This window comes from Mycobacterium sp. TY815, assembly GCF_030755135.1.
Classification (GTDB): domain Bacteria; phylum Actinomycetota; class Actinomycetes; order Mycobacteriales; family Mycobacteriaceae; genus Mycobacterium.
Genome location: NZ_JAUFRX010000001.1, coordinates 3,007,910 through 3,027,862 on the forward strand (window position 1 = coordinate 3,007,910; position 19,953 = coordinate 3,027,862).

Genomic DNA, 19,953 nt, shown 5'->3' on the forward strand with positions numbered 1-19,953 from the left:
CTCTGCCAGCCTCCTCTTTCCTATTCGCGGGCTAACTTACCCGCAAGTCTTTGCAGTTCCGCATCCTTGGCTCGCACGGTTTCGGCCAGCTGATTCTGAAACGCGACAATGCGCGCCCGTAGTTCCGGATCTGACGATCCGAGCATCCGGACCGCCAGCAGACCGGCGTTGCGGGCGCCGCCGATGGACACCGTGGCCACCGGAACGCCGGCCGGCATCTGCACGATCGACAGCAGCGAGTCCAGGCCGTCGAGCCGGGCCAAGGGTACCGGCACGCCGATCACCGGCAGCGGCGTCGCCGAGGCCACCATCCCGGGCAGGTGGGCGGCGCCACCCGCCCCGGCGATGATCACCTCGATGCCGCGATCGGCGGCCTGCCGGGCGTAGTCGAACATCACACCCGGGGTGCGGTGCGCCGACACGACGCGGACCTCGTGCGCAACGTCGAACTCGGTGAGCGCGGCCGCGGCGTCCTGCATCACCGTCCAGTCGCTGTCGCTGCCCATGATCACGCCGACCCGGGGGTTAGTCATGGTCATGTGGATCCCATCCATCCGTCCATTGCCCGTGGGCCAACCAGTGTGCGGCCAGATCGGCACGTTCGCGCAGCTCGGCGAGGTCTTGCGGACCGGCGGCATCGGTGCCGAGGAAGTTGATGTGACCGACCTTGCGGCCAGGGCGCTCGGTCTTGCCGTAGAGGTGTACGCGGGCATCGGGCATCCGGGCGAACAGATGGTGCAGCCGTTCGTCGATGCTCATGTCCGGTGTCTGCGCCGCGCCCAGCACGTTGGCCATCACCGTCACCGGCACGGTGGCGTCGGTGTCGCCCAGCGGGTAGTCCAGCACCGCGCGCAGGTGCTGCTCGAACTGGCTGGTGCGGGAACCGTCCATGGTCCAGTGCCCGGAATTGTGTGGTCGCATCGCCAGCTCATTGACTAGGAGGGGCCCAGCAGCGCTCCCCGTTGTCTCGAACAGTTCGACGGCCAGCACGCCGACCACGCCCAGCTCCCCGGCCAGCCGCAGCGCGAGCCGCTGGGCGTCGGCGGCCACATCCGGCGCCAGATCCGGCGCCGGCGCGATCACCTGCACACAGATGCCGTCCTGCTGCACCGTCTCGACCACCGGCCACGCCGCACCCTGGCCGAACGGCGAGCGGGCGACCAGCGCCGAGAGTTCGCGGCGCAGCGCCACCCGCTCCTCGACCAGCACCGACACATCGCCGGCGAGGTACTCGCCCGCGATCTGGCGGGCGTGGGCAAGATCACGTGCCATCTGCACGCCGCGCCCGTCATAACCGCCGCGGGCCGCCTTCACCACCAGTGGGCCGCCCACCTCCCCCGCGAACGTGTCCAGCTCATCCAGCGCGTCCGCGTCTTCGATGCCCAGGTAGCGCGGCACCGGGGCACCGAGAGCCTCCAGCCGCCGCCGCATCACCAGCTTGTCCTGGGCGTGCACCAGCGCCTCCGGCGGCGGCAGCACGTTGACGCCCTCGGCGACCAGCTTGACCAGCAGTTCGTTGGGCACATGCTCGTGGTCGAAGGTCAGCGCCGTGGCACCGGCGGCGACCCGGCGCAGGTCCTCCAAGTCGGTGTGCGAGCCGACCACCACGTCGGGGGCGACCTGGGCGGCCGGCTCGTCGGCGGTGTTAGCCAGCACGCGCAGGCTCTGCCCCAGGGCGATGGCGGCCTGATGGGTCATCCGGGCTAGTTGCCCACCGCCGACCATGGCCACCAGCGGGGTACGTGGTCTCGGCACGGCCATCATGTTGTCACGGCGCCTGACCGGCGTGTTTTCCGGCTCTCGTACCAAATCGTTATGTACCATTTTGCGCCGAATTCGAGATCGTCCGTAGACTGGCGTGCTGTGTCCTTTGCCGATGCCACAATTGCGCGCCTCCCCGGGGTGGTTCAACCCTTTGCGATGCGCCACCACGAGCTGATCAAATTTGCCATCGTGGGCGGCACCACATTCATCATTGACTCGGCAATTTTCTACACGCTGAAGCTCACAATTCTCGAATCGAAGCCGGTCACGGCAAAGGTGATCGCCGGGATTGTGGCGGTCATCGCGTCCTACGTGCTCAACCGCGAGTGGAGCTTCCGGGACCGCGGCGGCCGCGAGCGCCACCACGAGGCCCTGCTGTTCTTCGCGTTCAGCGGCGTGGGCGTGCTGTTGAGCATGGCTCCGCTGTGGTTCTCCAGCTACGTGCTGCAACTGCGGGTGCCGAACGTGACGCTGACGGTGGAGAACCTCGCCGACTTCCTGTCGGCCTACATCGTCGGCAACCTGCTGCAGATGGCATTCCGGTTCTGGGCGTTCCGGCGCTGGGTGTTCCCCGACCAGTTCGCGCGCAACCCGGACAAGGCGCTGGAGTCCGCGCTGACGGCCGGCGGCATCGCCGAGGTCTTCGAGGACGCCTTGGAGGGCGGGCTGGAGGACAGCAACGTCACGCTGCTGAAGTCGTGGCGCAACCGGCGGGCCAAGGGCACCGGGCGCCTGGGCGCCTCGGGCGCGGCTCAGCTTGGCGACTCCTCCGAGCCGAGGGTGTCGAAGACTTCGTGATACAGCAGCGCGTGCACCTCGCGTAGCCGCGGAATGTTGTAGAACTCCAGCGGGTCCTGGGACGCCGATTCGATGATCAGCGTGCCGGTCCGGAACATCCGCTCGAAAATCTTGTCCCGGAATTCCACGCTGTTGATCCGCGCCAGGGGGATGTCGATGCCGCTGCGGGTGAGCACCCCGTGCCGGTACATCACCCGCCGGTTGGTGACGACGAAGTGCGTGGTCAGCCAGGACAGGAACGGCCACACTGTCAGCCAGCCGATGATGATCAGCCAGATGCCCCAGACGACGCCCTGCAGGATGTTCTTGGTGAGCTGCGCCCACTGGGTCGAGTTGACGAAGCCCGACCCCACCCCCGCCAGCGCCGTCACCAGCAGCAACGTCAGGACGGGCAGGATCAGCCGCTTCCAGTGCGGGTGACGATGAATCACGACCTGCTCGCCGGCGGCCAGCGCGTTGTCGGGGTAGCCCATGTCGCGCGAGATTACCGCAGGTGCACCACATCGCCCGCGGAAATCACGACGGTCTCGCCGGACTTCGCGGCGTCGCTGTCCCAGGTTTCCAGGATCAGCCGGCCCTGCTCGTCGATGTCGCGGGCGATCCCGACGATCTGCCGGCCACCGGGAAGTTCGGCGCGCACCCGTGAACCGAGTGTCAGGCTGCGGGCCCGGTAGTCGTTTGCCAGCTGGGGGTCGGCGCCGTCGGCGGCGCGCCAGCCGGTGATCCGCTCCCCGAGTTCGCGCAGGATCCGGCAGACGAGCACGTCGCGGTCGGGGTGCTCGACCCCCTCGCCCCGCAACGAGGTGGCTCCAGGCACGCCGGCCGGGGCCTCGCTCACGTTGAGGCCGACGCCGATCACCGCGTACGGCTTGGTCACCTCGGCCAGGATCCCGGCCAGCTTGCCGTGCCCGGTCAGCACGTCGTTGGGCCACTTGAGGCCCGCCTCGACGGTGGTGGCGGTGGCCACCGCGTCGGCCACCGCCAGGCCGGTGGCCAGTGACAGCCACCCCCAGCCGGAGGTCGGGACGTCATCAACCCGCACGCCGACCGACATGGTGATCTGCTCTCCCGGGGACACCCATTGACGGTCATGGCGCCCGCGCCCGGCCGTCTGGTGCTCGGCGATCAGCACCTGGCCGTCGATGTCGGTGCCGGACGCGGCGCGCGCCAGCAGGTCGGCGTTGGTGGAACCGGTCTGTCCGACGACATCGAGGCGCTGCCAGTAGGACTGCCCGCCGATGACCTGGGTGCGCAGTGCGGCCTCGTCGAACAGCTGATCCCGATCAGTCATCCGGTCAGCCTATCCAGCATGTCCCGCACGGCCAGGTAACTGAACACCATGCTGGTGCCGATCGGGTTGCCGCCACCCGGGTACGCGGTCCCACTGGGTGCGGCCATGGTGTTGCCGGCCGCATACAGGCCCGGAATGGGGCGCCCGGACCTGTCGAGCACCCGCGCCGCGGTGTCGGTGCGCAGCCCGCCCTTGGTGCCCAGGTCCGAGATGCCGAACGCGGCGGCGTGAAACGGCGGCCGGTCGATGGGCACCAGGGGCGACGCGCCGCCGGAGAACGCCCGGTCGAACGCCTCGTCGCCGCGGCCGAAATCCTTGTCGACTCCGGTGCCGGCGAAGTCATTGAAGCGGGCCACGGTGGCAGCCAGTCTCGGCCCGGGGACACCGATCTTGGCGGCCAATTCCTCCAGCGTGTCGGCGGTGTGCCACAGCCCGGCCTCGACATACTTCTCGGTCTCGACGATCGGGACGTTGGCGGCCTTGACCGGCGGCCGCTCGCCTTCCTTGTCGTCGTAGACCATCCAGTACGGCAGGGCCAGCGAGCCGTCTTGCAACTGGGCGATGATCTCGCGGCCGGCCCGGTCATAGGCCCGGGACTCGTTGACGAATCGGTCGCCGTCCTGGTTGACGAAGATGCCGCCGGTGAACCACAGCGCGAAGGCGGAGCGGCCGTCGGGGTGGGTCATGCCGGGCGACCACCACGCCTGGTCCAGCAGGTCGGTGTCCGCACCGGCCGCGACGCCCGCCTGCAGCGCCCGGCCCAGACTGCCCGGGCCGCCCATGGTGTCGCGTGCGACTCCCGGCACGCCATGAAGGCGGCGAAGCTCGTCGTTGTTCTCGAAGCCGCCCGCTGCCAGCAGCACTCCGCGACGGGCCCAGATGGCCGTGCGCTTGCACTCGCTCTCGACGATGGCACCCTGGACGGCGCCGTCGGTGACCACCAGCTCGACCAGCGTTGTGTTGAGGCGCAGAGTGGCGTTGGGGTACTGGCCGATGGCTTTGAGGAACCGTGCGATCAGCGCCCGGCCGCCGATGTAGTAGTCGGGCGGGGTCGGTGCGCCCAGCCGATCGGTGTCCAGCGGCCCGCGGATCGCGTCGCGCAGTTCGGGAGCGGCGGCCACCTTCAGCGGCTTGGCCGCGATGTGGCGCTGGCCGTCCAGGCGGGCCTTCGGCGCCTTGCCGTAGTAGTCGGGCCACGGCAACGGCACGAACTTCAGGTCGGGATCCTGCTCGAGGTATTCGATCAGCGGCGCACCGCCACGGACGAAGGTCTCCTGCAGGTCACGTGGAGTCCGGTCGCCGACCACCGCGTGGTAGTAGGTCAGTGCGTCCTCGATGGTGTCTTCGAGACCGCCCCAGTTACCGGCCCGCAACAGCACCGGATTACACGGAAACCACACCCCACCGCCACCGGAATACGCGGTGGTACCGCCGAACTTGTCGGTCGCCTCGATCATGAGCACGTCGAGGCCTTCGCGGGCGGCGGTATACGCGCCGGTGACACCACCGCCGCCGGACCCGGCAACCAGGACGTCGCGCTCTTCTGACCAGTCCACCGCACCTTGGGCGCCCATGACCGGAGACTACTTAAGGGCTGCTTAAGGACCGGGCAGGGGCCTGCCGATAACATCGACTCCCATGACAAGCGTTGCCGACCACACGGCCGAACCCGCTGCCGAGCACACCATCGACATCCACACCACCGCGGGCAAGTTGGCGGAGCTGCACAAGCGCAGAGAAGAGTCGCTGCACCCGGTGGGTGAGGCGGCCGTCGACAAGGTGCACGCCAAGGGCAAGCTCACCGCTCGCGAGCGCATCACCGCCCTGCTCGACGAGGACTCGTTCGTCGAGCTGGACGCACTGGCCAAGCACCGCAGCACCAACTTCGGGCTGGAGAAGAACCGCCCGGTGGGTGACGGCGTGGTCACCGGCTACGGCACCATCGACGGGCGCGACGTGTGCATCTTCAGCCAGGACGCCACCGTGTTCGGCGGCAGCCTGGGCGAGGTCTACGGCGAGAAGATCGTCAAGGTCCAGGAGCTGGCCATCAAGACCGGCCGGCCGCTGATCGGCATCAACGACGGCGCCGGCGCCCGCATCCAGGAGGGTGTGGTCTCCCTCGGCCTATACAGCAGGATCTTCCGCAACAACATCCTGGCTTCGGGCGTCATCCCGCAGATCTCGCTGATCATGGGCGCCGCGGCCGGCGGGCACGTCTACTCCCCCGCGCTGACTGACTTCGTGATCATGGTCGACCAGACCAGCCAGATGTTCATCACCGGCCCCGACGTCATCAAGACCGTCACCGGCGAAGACGTCACCATGGAGGAACTCGGCGGCGCCCACACCCACATGGCCAAGTCGGGCACGCTGCACTACGTCGCCTCCGGAGAGCAGGACGCCTTCGAGTGGGTCCGTGACCTGCTGAGCTACCTGCCGCCCAACAACGCCACCGACGCCCCCCGCGAGCCGTTCCCGGTGCCCGCCGGGGCGATCGAGGAGAACCTCACCGACGAGGACCTCGAGCTGGACACGCTGATCCCGGACTCGCCCAACCAGCCCTACGACATCCACGAGGTGATCACCCGGATCCTCGACGACGACGAGTTCCTGGAGATCCAGGCGGGGTACGCCCAGAACATCGTCGTCGGGTTCGGGCGCATCGACGGCCGGCCGGTGGGCCTGGTCGCCAATCAGCCCACCCAGTTCGCCGGCTGCCTGGACATCAACGCCTCGGAGAAGGCCGCCCGGTTCGTCCGGACCTGCGACTGCTTCAACATCCCGATCGTCATGCTGGTGGACGTCCCCGGCTTCCTGCCCGGCACCGGCCAGGAATACAACGGCATCATCCGGCGCGGCGCCAAGCTGCTGTACGCCTACGGCGAGGCCACCGTCCCCAAGATCACGGTCATCACCCGCAAGGCCTACGGCGGCGCCTACTGCGTCATGGGTTCCAAGGACATGGGCTGTGACGTCAACCTGGCCTGGCCGACGGCACAGATCGCCGTGATGGGCGCCTCGGGCGCGGTCGGCTTCGTCTACCGCCAGAAGCTGGCCGAAGCGGCCAAGAACGGCGAGGACGTGGACGCGCTGCGGCTGGAGTTGCAGCAGGAGTACGAGGACACGCTGGTCAACCCGTACATCGCCGCCGAGCGCGGCTATGTCGACGCGGTGATCCCACCGTCGCACACCCGCGGCTACATCGGCACAGCGTTGCGGTTGCTGGAGCGCAAGATCGCACAGTTGCCGCCGAAGAAGCACGGGAACATTCCCCTGTGAGCGAGGTGAGCGACGTGAGCGACGTGAGTGACGTGAGCGACGTGAGTGACGTGACCGAAGGCACCGACGGCACCGGGGTGCCGCACCCGCACGAGCCGCACCTCCAGGTCCTGCGGGGGCACCCCACCGACCAGGAGCTGGCCGCGCTGGTCGCCGTCCTGGGCACCATCGGGCATGCGCCCGAGCCGGCCCCGCCCGAGCCCTCCCGCTGGGGCCTGCCGGTGGATCAGTTGCGCTATCCCGTCTACAGCTGGCAGCGGATCACCCTGCAGGAAATGACGCACATGCGCCAATGACGCGGCTGGTGCTCGGGTCGGCCTCGACGGGCCGGCTCAAAGTGCTACGTCAGGCAGGCGTCGATCCCCTGGTGCGGGTCTCCGGCCTCGACGAGGACGCGATGATCGCGGCGCTGGGACCCGAGGCCGCGCCGGACGAGGTGGTGCGCGCGCTGGCCCGCGCCAAGGCCGAACACGTGGCGGCCACGGTTGACGAGCGCGACGTGACCGCGAATTGTGTTGTGCTGGGCTGTGATTCGATGCTCTACCTGGACGGCCGGTTGTGCGGCAAACCGGCGTCCGTCGAGGACGCCCGCGAGCAGTGGCGGTCGATGGCCGGGCGCTCCGGGCAGTTGCACACCGGGCACTGCCTGATTCAGCTGCGCGACCATGGAGTGGTCCGCGTGGAATCCGAAACATCAATCACCACGGTGCATTTCGGCACACCGACGGACTCCGACCTGGAGGCATACCTGGCCAGCGGTGAGCCCCTGCGCGTCGCCGGAGCGTTCACGGTGGACGGCCTGGGCGGGTGGTTCATCGACGGAGTCGACGGCGACCCGTCGACCGTGATCGGCGTCAGCCTGCCACTGCTGCGCTCGCTGCTGGCGCGCTGCGGATTGTCGGTCGGCGACCTGTGGGCGGGCAACGCCGCCTAGCCTCGAAACCATGGCCACCTGGACCGAGTTCGTCACGCAGGCCCCTCAGATCGCGGCCACCTTCATCCGCCGTCATCGCGCCACGGGCAACCTGTGCATGCTGGCCACCCTGCGCTCCGACGGCTTCCCGCGGATCAGCCCGATGGAGCCGCGGATATTCGAAGACCAGTTGTGGATCTCCGGCATGCCGGACACCACGAAATACCGCGATCTGCAACGTGATCCGCGGTTATGCCTGCACACCGCCACCGTCGACACGCAGGTCGAAGACGGTGACGCCAAGCTGTGGGGGCGGGCCCACACCGTCCCCTACGGCCCGCTGAACCAGCGCTTCGCCGATGCGCTGTTCGACGAGATCGGGCTCGACCTGCGCGGCCAGGAGTTCGATCTCATCGGCGTCGACATCACCGGAGCCTCGGCGGTACACGTCGGCGACGGCCACCTGGACATCACCATCTGGAAGCCGGGCCAGGCCGAGCGGGTGGTGCGCAAGCACTGAGTAGGCTGGCGCACGTGCCGCTTCCTCCGGATCCCAGCCCCACCCTGCAGGCCTACGCCCATCCCGAACGGCTCGTGACCGCCGATTGGCTGTCCGCCCACCTGGGCTCACCCGGCCTGGCGATCGTCGAATCTGATGAAGATGTGTTGCTCTACGACGTGGGCCACATCCCCGGCGCCGTCAAGATCGACTGGCACACCGACCTCAACGACCCACGGGTGCGGGATTACATCAACGGCGAGCAGTTCGCCGCGCTGATGGACAGCAAGGGCATCGCCCGGGATGACACCGTGGTGATCTACGGAGACAAGAGCAACTGGTGGGCTGCCTACGCGCTGTGGGTGTTCACCCTGTTCGGCCACCCCGACGTGCGGTTGCTCAACGGCGGGCGGGACCTCTGGCTGTCCGAGCGGCGCGACACCACCCTGGACGTGCCCCGCCGGAACTCGTCGGGCTACCCCGTCGTGCAACGCAACGACGCCCCGATCCGGGCCTACAAGGACGACGTGCTGCAGGCCATCGGCAGTGAGCCGCTGATCGACGTGCGCTCTCCCGACGAATACACCGGCAAGCGCACCCACATGCCCGACTACCCCGAGGAAGGCGCGCTGCGCGCCGGCCACATCCCCACCGCGCGGTCGATTCCGTGGGGCAAGGCGGCCGACGAGAACGGGCGCTTCCGTAGCCGTGAGGAGCTCGACGAGCTGTACGACTTCTTGAGCCCCGACGACCGGACCATCGTCTACTGCCGCATCGGCGAGCGGTCCAGCCACACCTGGTTCGTGCTGACCCACCTGTTGGGCAAGCCGGATGTGCGCAACTACGACGGCTCGTGGACCGAGTGGGGCAACACCGTGCGGGTGCCGATCGTCGCCGGCATTGAGCCAGGTGAAGCACCAGGGCGATGAACCGATGAGCATGCCGGCGCCCCTGGCTGACGTGGTGTCCGACTTCGCCGAGGTCCAGGGCCAGGACAAGCTGCAGCTGTTGCTGGAGTTCGCCAACGAGCTCCCAGCACTCCCGGCCGATCTCGCCGAGGCGGCGATGGAGCCGGTTCCCGAGTGTCAGTCGCCGCTGTTCCTCCATGTGGACGCCAGCGACCCGGACCGGGTGCGGTTGTACTTCAGCGCTCCCGCCGAGGCACCCACCACGCGCGGATTCGCCGCCATTCTGGCGGCCGGGCTGGACGAGCAACCGGCCGACGCCATCCTCGGGGTGCCCGAAGATTTCTATACCGAACTCGGTCTGGCCGCTCTGATCAGCCCTCTTCGGCTGCGCGGCATGTCGGCGATGCTGACGCGAATCAAAAGACGGCTGCGCGAAGCAGCCTGAAGGGGGAACCGCGTGACCGCCTCCGCGGCGCGCCGCATAAACTTCCCCCGATAAGACTTGTAAGAAAATCTCTTAAAGAGAAATTTCTTCCACGACAGACGAAGAAGACGTCGATACAGGAGGCGCTAGTGCCCAGTCACGCCAGCTCGAAGATCTCCAAGGTTCTGGTCGCAAACCGCGGTGAGATCGCAGTCCGGGTGATCCGGGCAGCCCGGGATGCCGGACTGGCCAGCGTGGCTGTTTACGCCGAGCCCGACGCGGACGCGCCACACGTCAGGCTCGCCGACGAGGCGTTCGCATTGGGCGGGCAGACCTCGGCCGAGTCCTACCTCGACTTCGGCAAGCTGCTGGACGCGGCCGCCAAATCCGGTGCCAACGCCGTGCACCCCGGCTACGGCTTCCTGTCGGAGAACGCCGACTTCGCCCAGGCGGTGATCGACGCCGGCCTGATCTGGATCGGGCCCAGCCCGCAGTCGATCCGCGACCTCGGTGACAAGGTCACCGCGCGCCACATCGCCGCCCGTGCCCAGGCCCCGCTGGTGCCGGGCACCCCGGACCCGGTCAAGGACGCCGACGAGGTGGTCGCCTTCGCACAGGAATACGGCGTGCCGGTCGCGATCAAGGCGGCCTTCGGCGGCGGCGGGCGCGGCATGAAGGTGGCCCGCACCATCGAGGAGATTCCGCACCTGTACGAGTCCGCGGTGCGCGAAGCGGTCGCCGCCTTCGGTCGCGGCGAGTGCTTCGTCGAGCGCTACCTGGACAAGCCCCGCCACGTCGAGGCACAGGTGATCGCCGACCAGCACGGCAACGTCATCGTCGCCGGCACCCGCGACTGCTCGTTGCAGCGCCGCTTCCAGAAGCTGGTCGAGGAAGCGCCTGCGCCGTTCCTGACCGACGCGCAGCGCAAGGAGATCCACGAGTCGGCCAAGCGGATCTGCAAAGAGGCGCATTACTACGGCGCCGGCACCGTCGAGTACCTGGTGGGCCAGGACGGCCTGATCTCGTTCCTGGAGGTCAACACCCGTCTGCAGGTCGAGCACCCGGTCACCGAGGAGACCGCGGGCATCGACCTGGTCCTGCAGCAGTTCAAGATCGCCAACGGCGAGAAGCTGGACATCACTGAAGACCCGACGCCGCGCGGGCACGCCATCGAGTTCCGCATCAACGGTGAGGACGCCGGCCGCGGCTTCCTGCCCGCCCCCGGCCCGGTCACCAAGTTCCACCCGCCGAGCGGCCCCGGTGTGCGCCTGGACTCCGGCGTCGAGTCCGGCTCGGTGATCGGCGGCCAGTTCGACTCGATGCTGGCCAAGTTGATCGTCTACGGCGCCGACCGGCACGAGGCGCTCGCCCGCGCCCGGCGCGCCCTGGACGAATTCGAGGTCGAGGGCCTGGCCACGGTGATCCCGTTCCACCGCGCCGTTGTCTCCGACCCGGCGTTCATCGGTGACGAAGACGGCTTCACCGTGCACACCCGCTGGATCGAGACCGAGTGGGACAACACCATCGAGCCTTTCACCGGCGGCGACCCGATCGATGAAGAAGAGAGCCGGCCGCGGCACAAGGTGGTCGTCGAGGTCGACGGCCGCCGCGTCGAGGTCTCGCTGCCCGGCGATCTGGCGCTGTCCAACGGTGCGCCCGACGCCGTCGGCGTGGTGCGCCGCAAGCCCAAGCCGCGCAAGCGGGGTGCGCACTCCGGCGCGACCGCCTCCGGCGACGCGGTGACCGCACCGATGCAGGGCACCGTGGTCAAGGTTGCCGTCGAGGAGGGCCAGGAGGTCGCTCAGGGCGACCTGGTGGTGGTCCTGGAGGCGATGAAGATGGAGAACCCGGTGACCGCGCACAAGGACGGTGTCATTACCGGTCTGGCCGTGGAGCCCGGCGCCGCCATCACTCAGGGCACGGTGCTCGCCGAGATCAAGTAGGCGCTTGCAGACTGCGTCGAGTGTGCGCACACCGCGTCGAGTGTGCGCACACCGCGGCCGACACGCCGGCGGGGGCGTTACAGCCGCACACTCGACCGTTCCTGTGAATAGGGCTCCCTCGTTTGTCGGGCCTGCAGACCGCGGGTAGGGTCGAAAGCAGGTTGAGTTCACAGCCGCCTGGAAACACCGTCTTGTAGGTGCGACTTCCGACCGCGGCATTTCGCTTACTCGATGTGATCCACAGCAACGAACGATCGTCGACTGATGGAGTTCACAAATGTCTGTGACACAAACCTGGCTGAAATGCGAGAACGCCGAGTTCAACGCCCAATGGGAACAGGGTTCAGGCATGGTCAGCGCTTGCGGTGAGCTTGATGCCGCCAACGCTGACCTGCTCGCCGAATACGTCGCGCGGTGCGTCAAGCACTGCCGCTGGCTGACGCTGGATCTGACGGGCCTGAAATTTATTGGCACAGCCGGATTTTCGGCTCTACACCGGATCAATGTGGTGTGCTCGGGAGCCGATGTGCGCTGGGCGATAGTGCCCAGCCTGGCCGTCGCGCGGTTGCTGCGCATCTGCGACCCCGACGGGGTGCTGCCCACCGCCGGGCCGAAACAGCCGGCGCAGGCGCGACTACTCCAGTTGATCCCGGAGTCGAGCTAGCGACTTGGCCAGCAGGCGGGATACGTGCATCTGCGAGATGCCGACCCGCTCGGCGATCTGAGTCTGCGTCATCGACTCAAAGAACCTCAGGACCAACACCATTCGTTCCCGCTCCGGCAGCGCCTCCAGCAGCGGGCGCAGTGCTTCGCGGTTCTCGATGCGGTCCAGACCCTGGTCGACGTCGCCCAGAGTGTCGGCGATGGCGCGCGCGTCGTCGTCTTCGTTGCCGCCACCGCTGTCGATGGACAGGGTGTTGTAGGAGCTGCCGGCAACCAGGCCCTCCACCACTTCGGCGCGGTCCATACCCAGCTCGGCGGCGAGCTCGGTGGCGGTGGGCGCTCGGCCCAGTCGCTGCGACAACTCCGCGGTGGCGGTGCCCAGCCGCAGGTGCAGTTCCTTGAGCCGGCGCGGAACCTTGACCGACCAGCTGTTGTCGCGGAAGTGCCGCCGGACCTCACCCATGATGGTGGGCACGGCGAAAGAGACGAAATCAGAACCGGTTTCGACGTCGAAGCGGACCACCGCGTTGACCAGCCCGACGCGGGCCACCTGGATCAGGTCGTCGCGGGGTTCCCCCCGGCCTTCGAACCGGCGAGCGATGTGGTCGGCCAACGGCAGGCAGCGTTCCACGATCTTGTCCTGATGACGCTGAAACTCCGCCGAGCCGGCCGGGAAGCCGGCCAGCTCACGGAACATGTCCGGGACATCGGCGTATTCATTGGGACGCGAATTTGAACCGCCGGCAGTTTGCTGTGTCAACTGGCAGTCACTTACTGGGGGCCGCCCGTCGCGCGGTCAACGAGATGCCGAAGACACTGCCCGCGGCGTCGGGCTCGCGACCGTCATGGAAAGTCTGGACATCGTCGGCCAGGGAGGTCAGGACGTGCCAGCTGAAGCTGCCCGGCGCCACGACGTCATGCGTGTCGCAGGCCGCGGAGGCCTCGACCACGAGTTCGTCGTCGCGGGGGTCGACCACCAGCGTCAGGACCGCGCCGGGCGTCGCCGAGCGGATCAGACGCGTGCAGGCCTCGTCTACCGCCAGCCGCAGATCCGCTACCGCGTCGAAATCCAGGTCCTCGAAGGTGCCGATGGCACCCACCAAGGTGCGCAGCATCGCCAGGTTCTCCAGCCGTGCGGCAACGTTCAATTCGACGGCGCGGTATCCGCGTTGGCGCCCGTCAGCGCGCTGTTCCGCATCGGTCATCTGGCCTCCCGGCAATATTCGGCCGACACTACTCCCGGCAGGGGTCCCGGCAGGGTCGCCGGATTGCGGCCCGCCGTGGACCAAGGGGTCGAGCCGGTTGGTCATGATCGCCACCGGGTATCTAACCAGTTGCGGGCGAAGTCGACATAACCGGCACAATCCCCGGTGCGAAAAGGGTCTGGATCGGTGTCGACGTAATTCGGTTCCCCATGATGGGGTAACCACGCTGACGCGGAACTGCCGTTACTCATCATGGTGCAGAGTTGATACCCCAATGTCGGTACGGATAAAACTCCGCCGACCAGGTTTCCGTGTGTGACCTTCCTGACGCAGCCCGCCGCCACCACAATGCTCGGCCGCACAGCGGATCGATGCGCCAGCCGGAGGGCACAGAGCTGACTATTCGCGGCTAATGCCGCGGATATCAGAATGCGAGGGCGAGGGCCGGCCCCGCGATGTGCGGCACGCTCATGGCCAGGGTCACCAACATCAACGTCAGCAGGAACCATCCGGCGCCGTGCCACCCCCACCAGGTGCCCTCGTCGCGCCACACCCGGTAGGTCCGCACGAACGCCCACAAGCCGGCGACCAGCAGGATCAGCGGACCGCCCAACGCCAGCATCGTGCGCTCCGGCGGACCGCAGGCGACGGTGTCGGTGCTGGCGCCGCCGCAGGTGCTGACCCACAACGCCGCGATGACGACGAAGCCGACCGCGGCGGCGGTGGCCAAGGCGGCGAAGCGGATGGCGGCATGGACTTCCCTGTCGTCCTGACCCGCGCGGTCACCATTGCGCAATCTCTCGTCTGCTGTTCGCATCGGAGCACCTCTTGTATCTCGCCGATCGCCTGCGGTGATTGCCGGATTTTGTTAGCCGCAGAGCGTTTTTTATGCCATACCCAGCGACAACGCCGTGCAAACCGGCTGCGGTCCGTGTCACAACCTGCCGGCACTTCCGCCGGCCGTTGGGATACGCGGGTAGCGGCGCGCATATCCGCCGTGAGTAATATCTGTCCTTATGGCGACAGCCAGGAGGCGGTTATCCCCTGAGGATCGACGCGCTGAACTGCTCGCTCTGGGGGCGGAAGTCTTCGGTAAGCGACCCTACGACGAGGTGCGGATCGACGAGATTGCCGAGCGCGCCGGGGTTTCGCGTGCGCTGATGTACCACTACTTCCCTGACAAGCGGGCGTTCTTCGCCGCCGTCGTCAAGGATGAAGCGGACCGGCTCTACGCGGCGACCAACACCCAGCCTTCCCCGGGCATGACAATGTTCGAGGAGATCCGGATGGGCGTGCTGGCCTACATGGCCTACCACGAACAAAACCCGGAGGCCGCCTGGGCGGCGTATGTGGGCCTGGGTCGTTCCGACCCGGTTCTACTCGGCATCGACGACGAAGCCAAGAACCGCCAGATGGAACACATCATGACCCGCATCGCGGAAGTCGTCGGCGGGATACCGGGACAGGCCGCCCTGGAAGCCGAGGTGGAACGCGATCTGCGGGTCATCCTCAACGGCTGGCTGGCATTCACCTTCGAGACCTGCCGGCAGCGGATCATGGATCAGACACTGGAAGCCGACCGGCTTGCCGACGCCTGCGCGCACACGCTGCTGGACGCGATCGCCCGGGTCCCGCAGATCCCCCCGCAGCTGGCTGAGGCCATGGCGACCGCACGGTTCAAGCCGCAGGTTTAGTCGCGTGTCGGTGCCCCTTGGCACCATGGCAAGGTGAGCACTTCCACGCCGGCCCCGCAGTCTGCACTGGACCGGTTCAGCGCGATCACTCGCGACTGGTTCGCCAGCACGTTCGCCGCGCCCACCACCGCGCAGTCGCAGGCGTGGGCTGCTATCGCCGACGGCGATAACACCCTGGTCATCGCGCCGACCGGCTCGGGCAAGACGCTGGCCGCCTTCCTGTGGGCGCTGGACAGCCTGGCCGCCGCGCCAGATCGGCCGCGCGGCACCCGGGTGCTGTACGTTTCGCCACTCAAGGCGCTCGCGGTCGACGTCGAGCGCAACCTGCGCACTCCGCTAGCCGGGCTGACCCGGCTCGCGCAGGCCCGCGGCCTGCCCGCGCCCGAGATCAGCGTGGGTGTCCGGTCCGGAGATACGCCGCCCGCCCAGCGCCGCCAACTCGTCAACTCACCGCCCGACGTTCTGATCACCACCCCCGAGTCGTTGTTCCTGATGCTGACGTCGGCGGCGCGCGAAACCCTGGCCGGCGTCCAGACGGTGATCGTCGACGAGATCCACGCCATCGCAGCCACCAAGCGCGGCGCGCATCTGGCGCTGTCGCTGGAGCGGCTGGACGAACTGCGGGAGGGCCGCGGCGCCCAGCGCATCGGCCTGTCGGCGACCGTGCGTCCGCCGGAGGAACTGGCCCGGTTCCTGTCCGGGCAGTCGCCGACCACGATCGTGGCGCCGCCGTCGGCCAAGACGGTCGAGCTGTCGGTTCAGGTACCGGTGCCCGACATGGCGAACCTGGCCAACAACTCGATCTGGCCCGATGTCGAGGCCCGCCTGGTCGACCTGATCGAATCGCACAACTCGACCATCGTGTTCGCCAACTCGCGGCGGCTGGCCGAGCGACTTACCTCACGGCTCAACGAGATTCACGCCGAGCGCACCGGTGTCGAGTTACCGGCGGGCAGCAATGCACAGGTCGCCGGCGGCGCGCCGGCCTACGTGATGGGTAGCGGCCAGAGCTTCGGCGCACCGACGCTGCTGGCCCGCGCGCACCACGGGTCGGTCAGCAAAGAACAACGCGCCATCGTCGAAGAAGACCTCAAGAGCGGACAGCTCAAAGCCGTGGTGGCCACGTCCAGCTTGGAACTGGGCATCGACATGGGCGCAGTCGATCTGGTGATTCAGGTGGAGGCGCCGCCGTCGGTGGCCAGCGGCCTGCAACGGATCGGCCGGGCCGGCCACCAGGTCGGCGAGGTCTCGCGCGGGGTGTTGTTCCCCAAGCACCGCACCGACCTGATCGGCTGCGCGGTCAGCGTGCAACGGATGCTCACCGGCCAGATCGAGATCATGCGGGTGCCGGCCAACCCGCTGGACATCCTGGCCCAGCACACGGTGGCCGCGGCGGCGTTGGAGCCTCTCGACGCCGACCGCTGGTTCGACACCGTGCGGCGCAGCGCGCCGTTCGCGACGCTGCCGCGCAGCGTGTTCGAGGCGACCCTGGACCTACTGTCCGGCAAGTATCCGTCGACCGACTTCGCCGAACTCCGGCCGCGGCTGGTGTACGACCGCGACCACGGCACGCTGACCGCCCGGCCCGGCGCGCAGCGGCTGGCCGTCACCTCCGGCGGCGCCATCCCCGACCGCGGGCTGTTCACCGTCTACCTGGCCACCGATTCTGAAAAGCCCTCGCGGGTAGGCGAACTCGATGAGGAGATGGTCTACGAGTCGCGCCCCGGCGACGTCATCGCACTCGGTGCCACCAGCTGGCGCATTGTCGAGATCACTCACGATCGGGTGCTGGTGGTGCCCGCGCCGGGGCAGCCCGCCCGGCTTCCGTTCTGGCGCGGCGACAACGCCGGCCGCCCCGCCGAACTCGGTGCCGCCCTGGGCGCGCTCACCGGCGAACTGGCCGCCCTCACCCGCGATGAGTTCGATAAGCGTTGTGCCGGTTGGGGTTTCGATGAGTACGCCCGGGACAACCTGTGGGGGCTGCTGGACGAGCAGCGCGCCGCGACCCGCGTGGTGCCCACCGACATGACGCTGCTGGTCGAGCGGTTCCGGGACGAACTGGGCGACTGGCGGGTGGTCCTGCACTCGCCCTACGGGTTGCAGGTGCACGGCCCGCTCGCGCTGGCCGTGGGCCGGCGGCTACGCGAACGCTACGGTCTCGACGAGAAGCCGACCGCCTCCGACGACGGCATCGTGGTGCGGCTGCCGGACACCGAGGAAGCGCCGCCGGGCGCCGAACTGTTCGTGTTCGATCCCGATGAGATCGATCCGATCGTCACCGCGGAGGTCGGGGAATCGGCCCTGTTCGCTTCCCGGTTCCGGGAGTCGGCCGCCCGGGCCCTGCTGCTGCCGCGCCGCAACCCCGGACGCCGGTCGCCGTTGTGGCAGCAGCGTCAGCGCGCCGCCCAGTTGCTCGAGGTCGCGCGCAAGTATCCCGATTTCCCGATCGTGCTGGAGACCGTCCGCGAGTGCCTGCAGGACGTCTACGACGTGCCGACCCTGAGCAATCTGATGACGCAGATCGGTCAGCGCAAGGTGCGGGTGATCGAGGTCGAGACCGCGCGCCCGTCACCGTTTGCCGCCTCGCTGCTGTTCGGGTACGTCGGGGCGTTCATGTACGAGGGCGACGTCCCGCTGGCCGAGCGGCGAGCGGCGGCCCTGTCGCTGGACAGCTCGCTGCTCGCCGAACTGCTCGGCCGCGTCGAGCTGCGCGAGCTACTCGATCCCGAGGTCATCGCCGGCACCGGCCGGCAATTGCAGCACCTGTCGTCCGACCGGCTGGCGCGCGACGCCGAGGGCGTCGCCGACCTGCTGCGCCTGCTCGGCCCGATGACCGAGGACGAGATCGTCGCCCGGGCGACGGCCGAAGACGTCGGGGGGTGGCTGGAAGGTCTGCGCGCCGCCCGGCGGGCGCTAACGGTGTCTTTCGCCGGGCGCAGCTGGTGGGTCGCCGTCGAGGACATCGGCCGGCTCCGCGACGGGGTCGGGGCTGCAGTCCCGGTAGGCCTGCCCGCGGCGTACACCGAATCGGTGGCAGACCCGCTGGGCGAGCTGCTGAGCCGCTACGCGCGAACCCACACGCCGTTCAGCACCGCCGAAGCCGCCGCCCGGTTCGGGTTGGGGCTGCGGGTGACGGCCGACGTGCTGGGCCGCCTGGCCGCGGACGGCCGGCTCATGCGCGGCGAGTTCGTCGCCGCGACGTCCACCGGCGCCGGCTCCGAGCAGTGGTGTGACTCCGACGTGCTGCGGATTCTGCGGCGCCGTTCGCTGGCCGCGCTGCGGGCCCAAGTCGAGCCGGTCAGCACCGCCGCCTACGGGCGGTTCCTGCCGGCCTGGCACCAGGTGGGCACCTCCGACACGGGGGTGGACCGTCTGGCATCCGTGATCGATCAGCTGGCCGGTGTGCGGATTCCGGCCTCGGCGCTGGAGCCGCTGGTGCTGGGGCCGCGAGTTCGTGACTACTCACCCGCCATGCTCGACGAGCTGCTCGCCGCCGGCGAGGTCACCTGGTCGGGCGCGGGGTCGATCTCGGGCAGCGACGGCTGGATCGCGCTGCATGCGGCCGACTCCGTGCCGCTGACGCTGTCCCCGCCCGCCGAGATCGAGTTCACCGACGTGCACCGGGGCATCATGGACGCCCTGTCCGGCGGCGGCGCGTACTTCTTCCGCCAGCTCGCCGGCGCCGGCGGGTCGGAGTCCGAGCTGAAAGCAGCGCTCTGGGAACTCGTCTGGGCCGGCTGGGTCACCGGCGACACCTTCGCTCCGGTGCGCGCCCTGCTGGGCGGCAGCACCGGCCCGCGCAGGCGCTCGGCGCCCGCGCACCGCACCCAGCGCGCACCGCGGCTGAGCCGCTACAGCGTCGCGCACGCGCAGGTCCGCTCGGCCGACCCCACGGTGGCGGGGCGGTGGTCGGCGCTGCCCCCGCCGGAGCCGGACTCCACGCTGCGGGCCCATTTCCAGGCCGAGCTGCTGTTGAACCGCCACGGGGTGCTGACCAAAGGCGCGGTGGCCGCCGAAGGTGTGCCCGGCGGCTTCGCCACGCTCTACAAAGTGCTGAGCGCGTTCGAAGACGCCGGACGCTGCCAGCGCGGGTACTTCGTGGAGTCGCTGGGCGGCGCACAGTTCGCGGTCGCTTCGACCGTGGACCGGCTACGCAGCTACCTCGACGGGGTGGACCCGCAACGACCGGATTACCGCGCGGTGGTGCTGGCCGCGACCGACCCGGCCAACCCCTACGGCGCGGCGCTGCCGTGGCCCGCCTCCAACGCCGAAGGTTCGGCGCGGCCGGGCCGCAAGGCCGGGGCGCTGGTGGTGTTGGTGGACGGCGAGCTGTGCTGGTTCTCCGAACGCGGCGGACGGTCGCTGCTGACGTTCACTGACGACCCGGACGCCAGCCACGCGGCGGCCGTCGCGCTGGCCGAACTCGTCTCATCCCGGCGGGTGCCGGCGCTGCTGGTCGAGCGGGCCAACGGCGTGTCGGTGCTGACTCCCGACGGCCCCGCCACGGCGGCGCTGGATGCGTTGGTTGAGGCCGGGTTCTCCCGCACGCCACGCGGACTGCGGCTGCGGTAG

The 19,953-nt window shown here is 68.7% G+C and carries 18 protein-coding genes and 1 pseudogene; 11 read left to right on the forward strand and 8 right to left on the reverse strand.

Going from position 1 to position 19,953, the window contains the following annotated elements; translation table 11 throughout:
- Window positions 1–20 precede the first annotated feature (20 nt).
- Complete coding sequence (purE, locus tag QXK92_RS12950; RefSeq protein ID WP_306242005.1) at window positions 21–539, reverse strand: 5-(carboxyamino)imidazole ribonucleotide mutase; 519 nt, start codon at window positions 537–539, stop codon at window positions 21–23.
- A complete protein-coding gene (locus QXK92_RS12955) occupies window positions 526–1,764 on the reverse strand; it encodes a 5-(carboxyamino)imidazole ribonucleotide synthase (RefSeq protein ID WP_306242006.1) in 1,239 nt (412 codons plus the stop codon). Before QXK92_RS12955 ends, purE begins: the two co-directional genes overlap by 14 nt.
- A gap of 99 nt (window positions 1,765–1,863) precedes the next feature.
- Between QXK92_RS12955 and QXK92_RS12960 the strand changes: the two genes are divergently transcribed.
- Window positions 1,864–2,562, forward strand: coding sequence for a GtrA family protein (locus tag QXK92_RS12960; protein ID WP_306242007.1), 699 nt, complete (start codon window positions 1,864–1,866; stop codon window positions 2,560–2,562).
- Here the strand turns inward: QXK92_RS12960 and QXK92_RS12965 are convergent.
- The 3 genes from QXK92_RS12965 to QXK92_RS12975 are packed head-to-tail and all read right to left on the reverse strand — an operon-like array spanning window position 2,517 to window position 5,427.
- Window positions 2,517–3,035: a PH domain-containing protein gene (locus QXK92_RS12965; protein ID WP_306242008.1), complete on the reverse strand. Its 519-nt coding sequence runs from the start codon at window positions 3,033–3,035 to the stop codon at window positions 2,517–2,519. The genes QXK92_RS12960 and QXK92_RS12965 overlap by 46 nt on opposite strands.
- A gap of 11 nt (window positions 3,036–3,046) precedes the next feature.
- Window positions 3,047–3,853: a biotin--[acetyl-CoA-carboxylase] ligase gene (locus QXK92_RS12970; protein WP_306242009.1), complete on the reverse strand. Its 807-nt coding sequence runs from the start codon at window positions 3,851–3,853 to the stop codon at window positions 3,047–3,049.
- Window positions 3,850–5,427, reverse strand: a complete 1,578-nt coding sequence (locus QXK92_RS12975) for an FAD-binding protein (protein WP_306242010.1) — start codon at window positions 5,425–5,427, stop codon at window positions 3,850–3,852. The genes QXK92_RS12970 and QXK92_RS12975 overlap by 4 nt, the downstream gene beginning before the upstream one ends.
- 64 nt (window positions 5,428–5,491) lie before the next feature.
- On the opposite strand from QXK92_RS12975, the gene QXK92_RS12980 reads away from it, so the two are divergent.
- From QXK92_RS12980 to QXK92_RS13015, 8 genes and pseudogenes are all read left to right on the forward strand, one after another.
- Window positions 5,492–7,132, forward strand: coding sequence for an acyl-CoA carboxylase subunit beta (locus QXK92_RS12980; RefSeq protein ID WP_306242011.1), 1,641 nt, complete (start codon window positions 5,492–5,494; stop codon window positions 7,130–7,132).
- Window positions 7,108–7,428, forward strand: a pseudogene (locus QXK92_RS12985) (acyl-CoA carboxylase subunit epsilon); the annotation flags it as partial. The gene QXK92_RS12980 and the pseudogene QXK92_RS12985, both read left to right, overlap by 25 nt.
- Window positions 7,425–8,066 (forward strand): nucleoside triphosphate pyrophosphatase, encoded by a 642-nt coding sequence (locus QXK92_RS12990; RefSeq protein ID WP_306242012.1) that lies wholly within the window; start codon window positions 7,425–7,427, stop codon window positions 8,064–8,066. The pseudogene QXK92_RS12985 and the gene QXK92_RS12990, both read left to right, overlap by 4 nt.
- Before the next feature lie 10 nt (window positions 8,067–8,076).
- On the forward strand, window positions 8,077–8,565 hold the full coding sequence (locus QXK92_RS12995) for a pyridoxamine 5'-phosphate oxidase family protein (RefSeq protein WP_306242013.1): 489 nt from the start codon (window positions 8,077–8,079) through the stop codon (window positions 8,563–8,565).
- Between the two features lie 14 nt (window positions 8,566–8,579).
- Window positions 8,580–9,473 (forward strand): sulfurtransferase, encoded by an 894-nt coding sequence (locus QXK92_RS13000; RefSeq protein WP_306242014.1) that lies wholly within the window; start codon window positions 8,580–8,582, stop codon window positions 9,471–9,473.
- 4 nt (window positions 9,474–9,477) lie between these two features.
- Window positions 9,478–9,897, forward strand: coding sequence for a SufE family protein (locus QXK92_RS13005; RefSeq protein ID WP_306242015.1), 420 nt, complete (start codon window positions 9,478–9,480; stop codon window positions 9,895–9,897).
- A 128-nt stretch (window positions 9,898–10,025) separates the two neighbouring features.
- A complete protein-coding gene (locus tag QXK92_RS13010) occupies window positions 10,026–11,819 on the forward strand; it encodes an acetyl/propionyl/methylcrotonyl-CoA carboxylase subunit alpha (RefSeq protein WP_306242016.1) in 1,794 nt (597 codons plus the stop codon).
- A gap of 277 nt (window positions 11,820–12,096) precedes the next feature.
- Window positions 12,097–12,483, forward strand: coding sequence for an STAS domain-containing protein (locus QXK92_RS13015; RefSeq protein WP_306242017.1), 387 nt, complete (start codon window positions 12,097–12,099; stop codon window positions 12,481–12,483).
- Here the strand turns inward: QXK92_RS13015 and QXK92_RS13020 are convergent.
- The 3 genes from QXK92_RS13020 to QXK92_RS13030 form a co-directional block, all read right to left on the reverse strand.
- Window positions 12,454–13,242: an RNA polymerase sigma factor SigF gene (locus QXK92_RS13020; RefSeq protein WP_306242018.1), complete on the reverse strand. Its 789-nt coding sequence runs from the start codon at window positions 13,240–13,242 to the stop codon at window positions 12,454–12,456. The two genes, QXK92_RS13015 and QXK92_RS13020, sit on opposite strands and share 30 nt — an antisense overlap.
- 7 nt (window positions 13,243–13,249) lie before the next feature.
- On the reverse strand, window positions 13,250–13,687 hold the full coding sequence (locus QXK92_RS13025) for an ATP-binding protein (protein WP_306242019.1): 438 nt from the start codon (window positions 13,685–13,687) through the stop codon (window positions 13,250–13,252).
- 424 nt (window positions 13,688–14,111) lie between these two features.
- Entirely contained in the window at window positions 14,112–14,504 is a 393-nt protein-coding gene (locus QXK92_RS13030; protein WP_306242020.1) for a hypothetical protein, read from the reverse strand.
- A 199-nt stretch (window positions 14,505–14,703) separates the two neighbouring features.
- On the opposite strand from QXK92_RS13030, the gene QXK92_RS13035 reads away from it, so the two are divergent.
- Together QXK92_RS13035 and QXK92_RS13040 are read left to right on the forward strand one after the other, a co-directional pair.
- Window positions 14,704–15,381: a TetR/AcrR family transcriptional regulator gene (locus QXK92_RS13035; RefSeq protein ID WP_306242021.1), complete on the forward strand. Its 678-nt coding sequence runs from the start codon at window positions 14,704–14,706 to the stop codon at window positions 15,379–15,381.
- Between the two features lie 33 nt (window positions 15,382–15,414).
- The gene (locus tag QXK92_RS13040) at window positions 15,415–19,953 is read left to right on the forward strand and encodes an ATP-dependent helicase (RefSeq protein ID WP_306242023.1); all 4,539 of its coding nucleotides are present in this window, start codon (window positions 15,415–15,417) and stop codon (window positions 19,951–19,953) included.

Bases quoted from the DNA above. Each gene is read 5' to 3' on its own strand.
- purE (WP_306242005.1), bottom strand. From the start codon at position 539: ATGACCATGACTAACCCCCGGGTCGGCGTGATCATGGGCAGCGACAGC.
- QXK92_RS13035 (WP_306242021.1), top strand. From the start codon at position 14,704: ATGGCGACAGCCAGGAGGCGGTTATCCCCTGAGGATCGACGCGCTGAA.
- QXK92_RS12955 (WP_306242006.1), bottom strand. From the start codon at position 1,764: ATGATGGCCGTGCCGAGACCACGTACCCCGCTGGTGGCCATGGTCGGC.
- QXK92_RS12965 (WP_306242008.1), bottom strand. From the start codon at position 3,035: ATGGGCTACCCCGACAACGCGCTGGCCGCCGGCGAGCAGGTCGTGATT.
- QXK92_RS13030 (WP_306242020.1), bottom strand. From the start codon at position 14,504: ATGCGAACAGCAGACGAGAGATTGCGCAATGGTGACCGCGCGGGTCAG.
- QXK92_RS13025 (WP_306242019.1), bottom strand. From the start codon at position 13,687: ATGACCGATGCGGAACAGCGCGCTGACGGGCGCCAACGCGGATACCGC.
- QXK92_RS12995 (WP_306242013.1), top strand. From the start codon at position 8,077: ATGGCCACCTGGACCGAGTTCGTCACGCAGGCCCCTCAGATCGCGGCC.
- QXK92_RS12990 (WP_306242012.1), top strand. From the start codon at position 7,425: ATGACGCGGCTGGTGCTCGGGTCGGCCTCGACGGGCCGGCTCAAAGTG.
- QXK92_RS13005 (WP_306242015.1), top strand. From the start codon at position 9,478: ATGAGCATGCCGGCGCCCCTGGCTGACGTGGTGTCCGACTTCGCCGAG.
- QXK92_RS12980 (WP_306242011.1), top strand. From the start codon at position 5,492: ATGACAAGCGTTGCCGACCACACGGCCGAACCCGCTGCCGAGCACACC.
- QXK92_RS12970 (WP_306242009.1), bottom strand. From the start codon at position 3,853: ATGACTGATCGGGATCAGCTGTTCGACGAGGCCGCACTGCGCACCCAG.
- QXK92_RS13015 (WP_306242017.1), top strand. From the start codon at position 12,097: ATGTCTGTGACACAAACCTGGCTGAAATGCGAGAACGCCGAGTTCAAC.
- QXK92_RS12975 (WP_306242010.1), bottom strand. From the start codon at position 5,427: ATGGGCGCCCAAGGTGCGGTGGACTGGTCAGAAGAGCGCGACGTCCTG.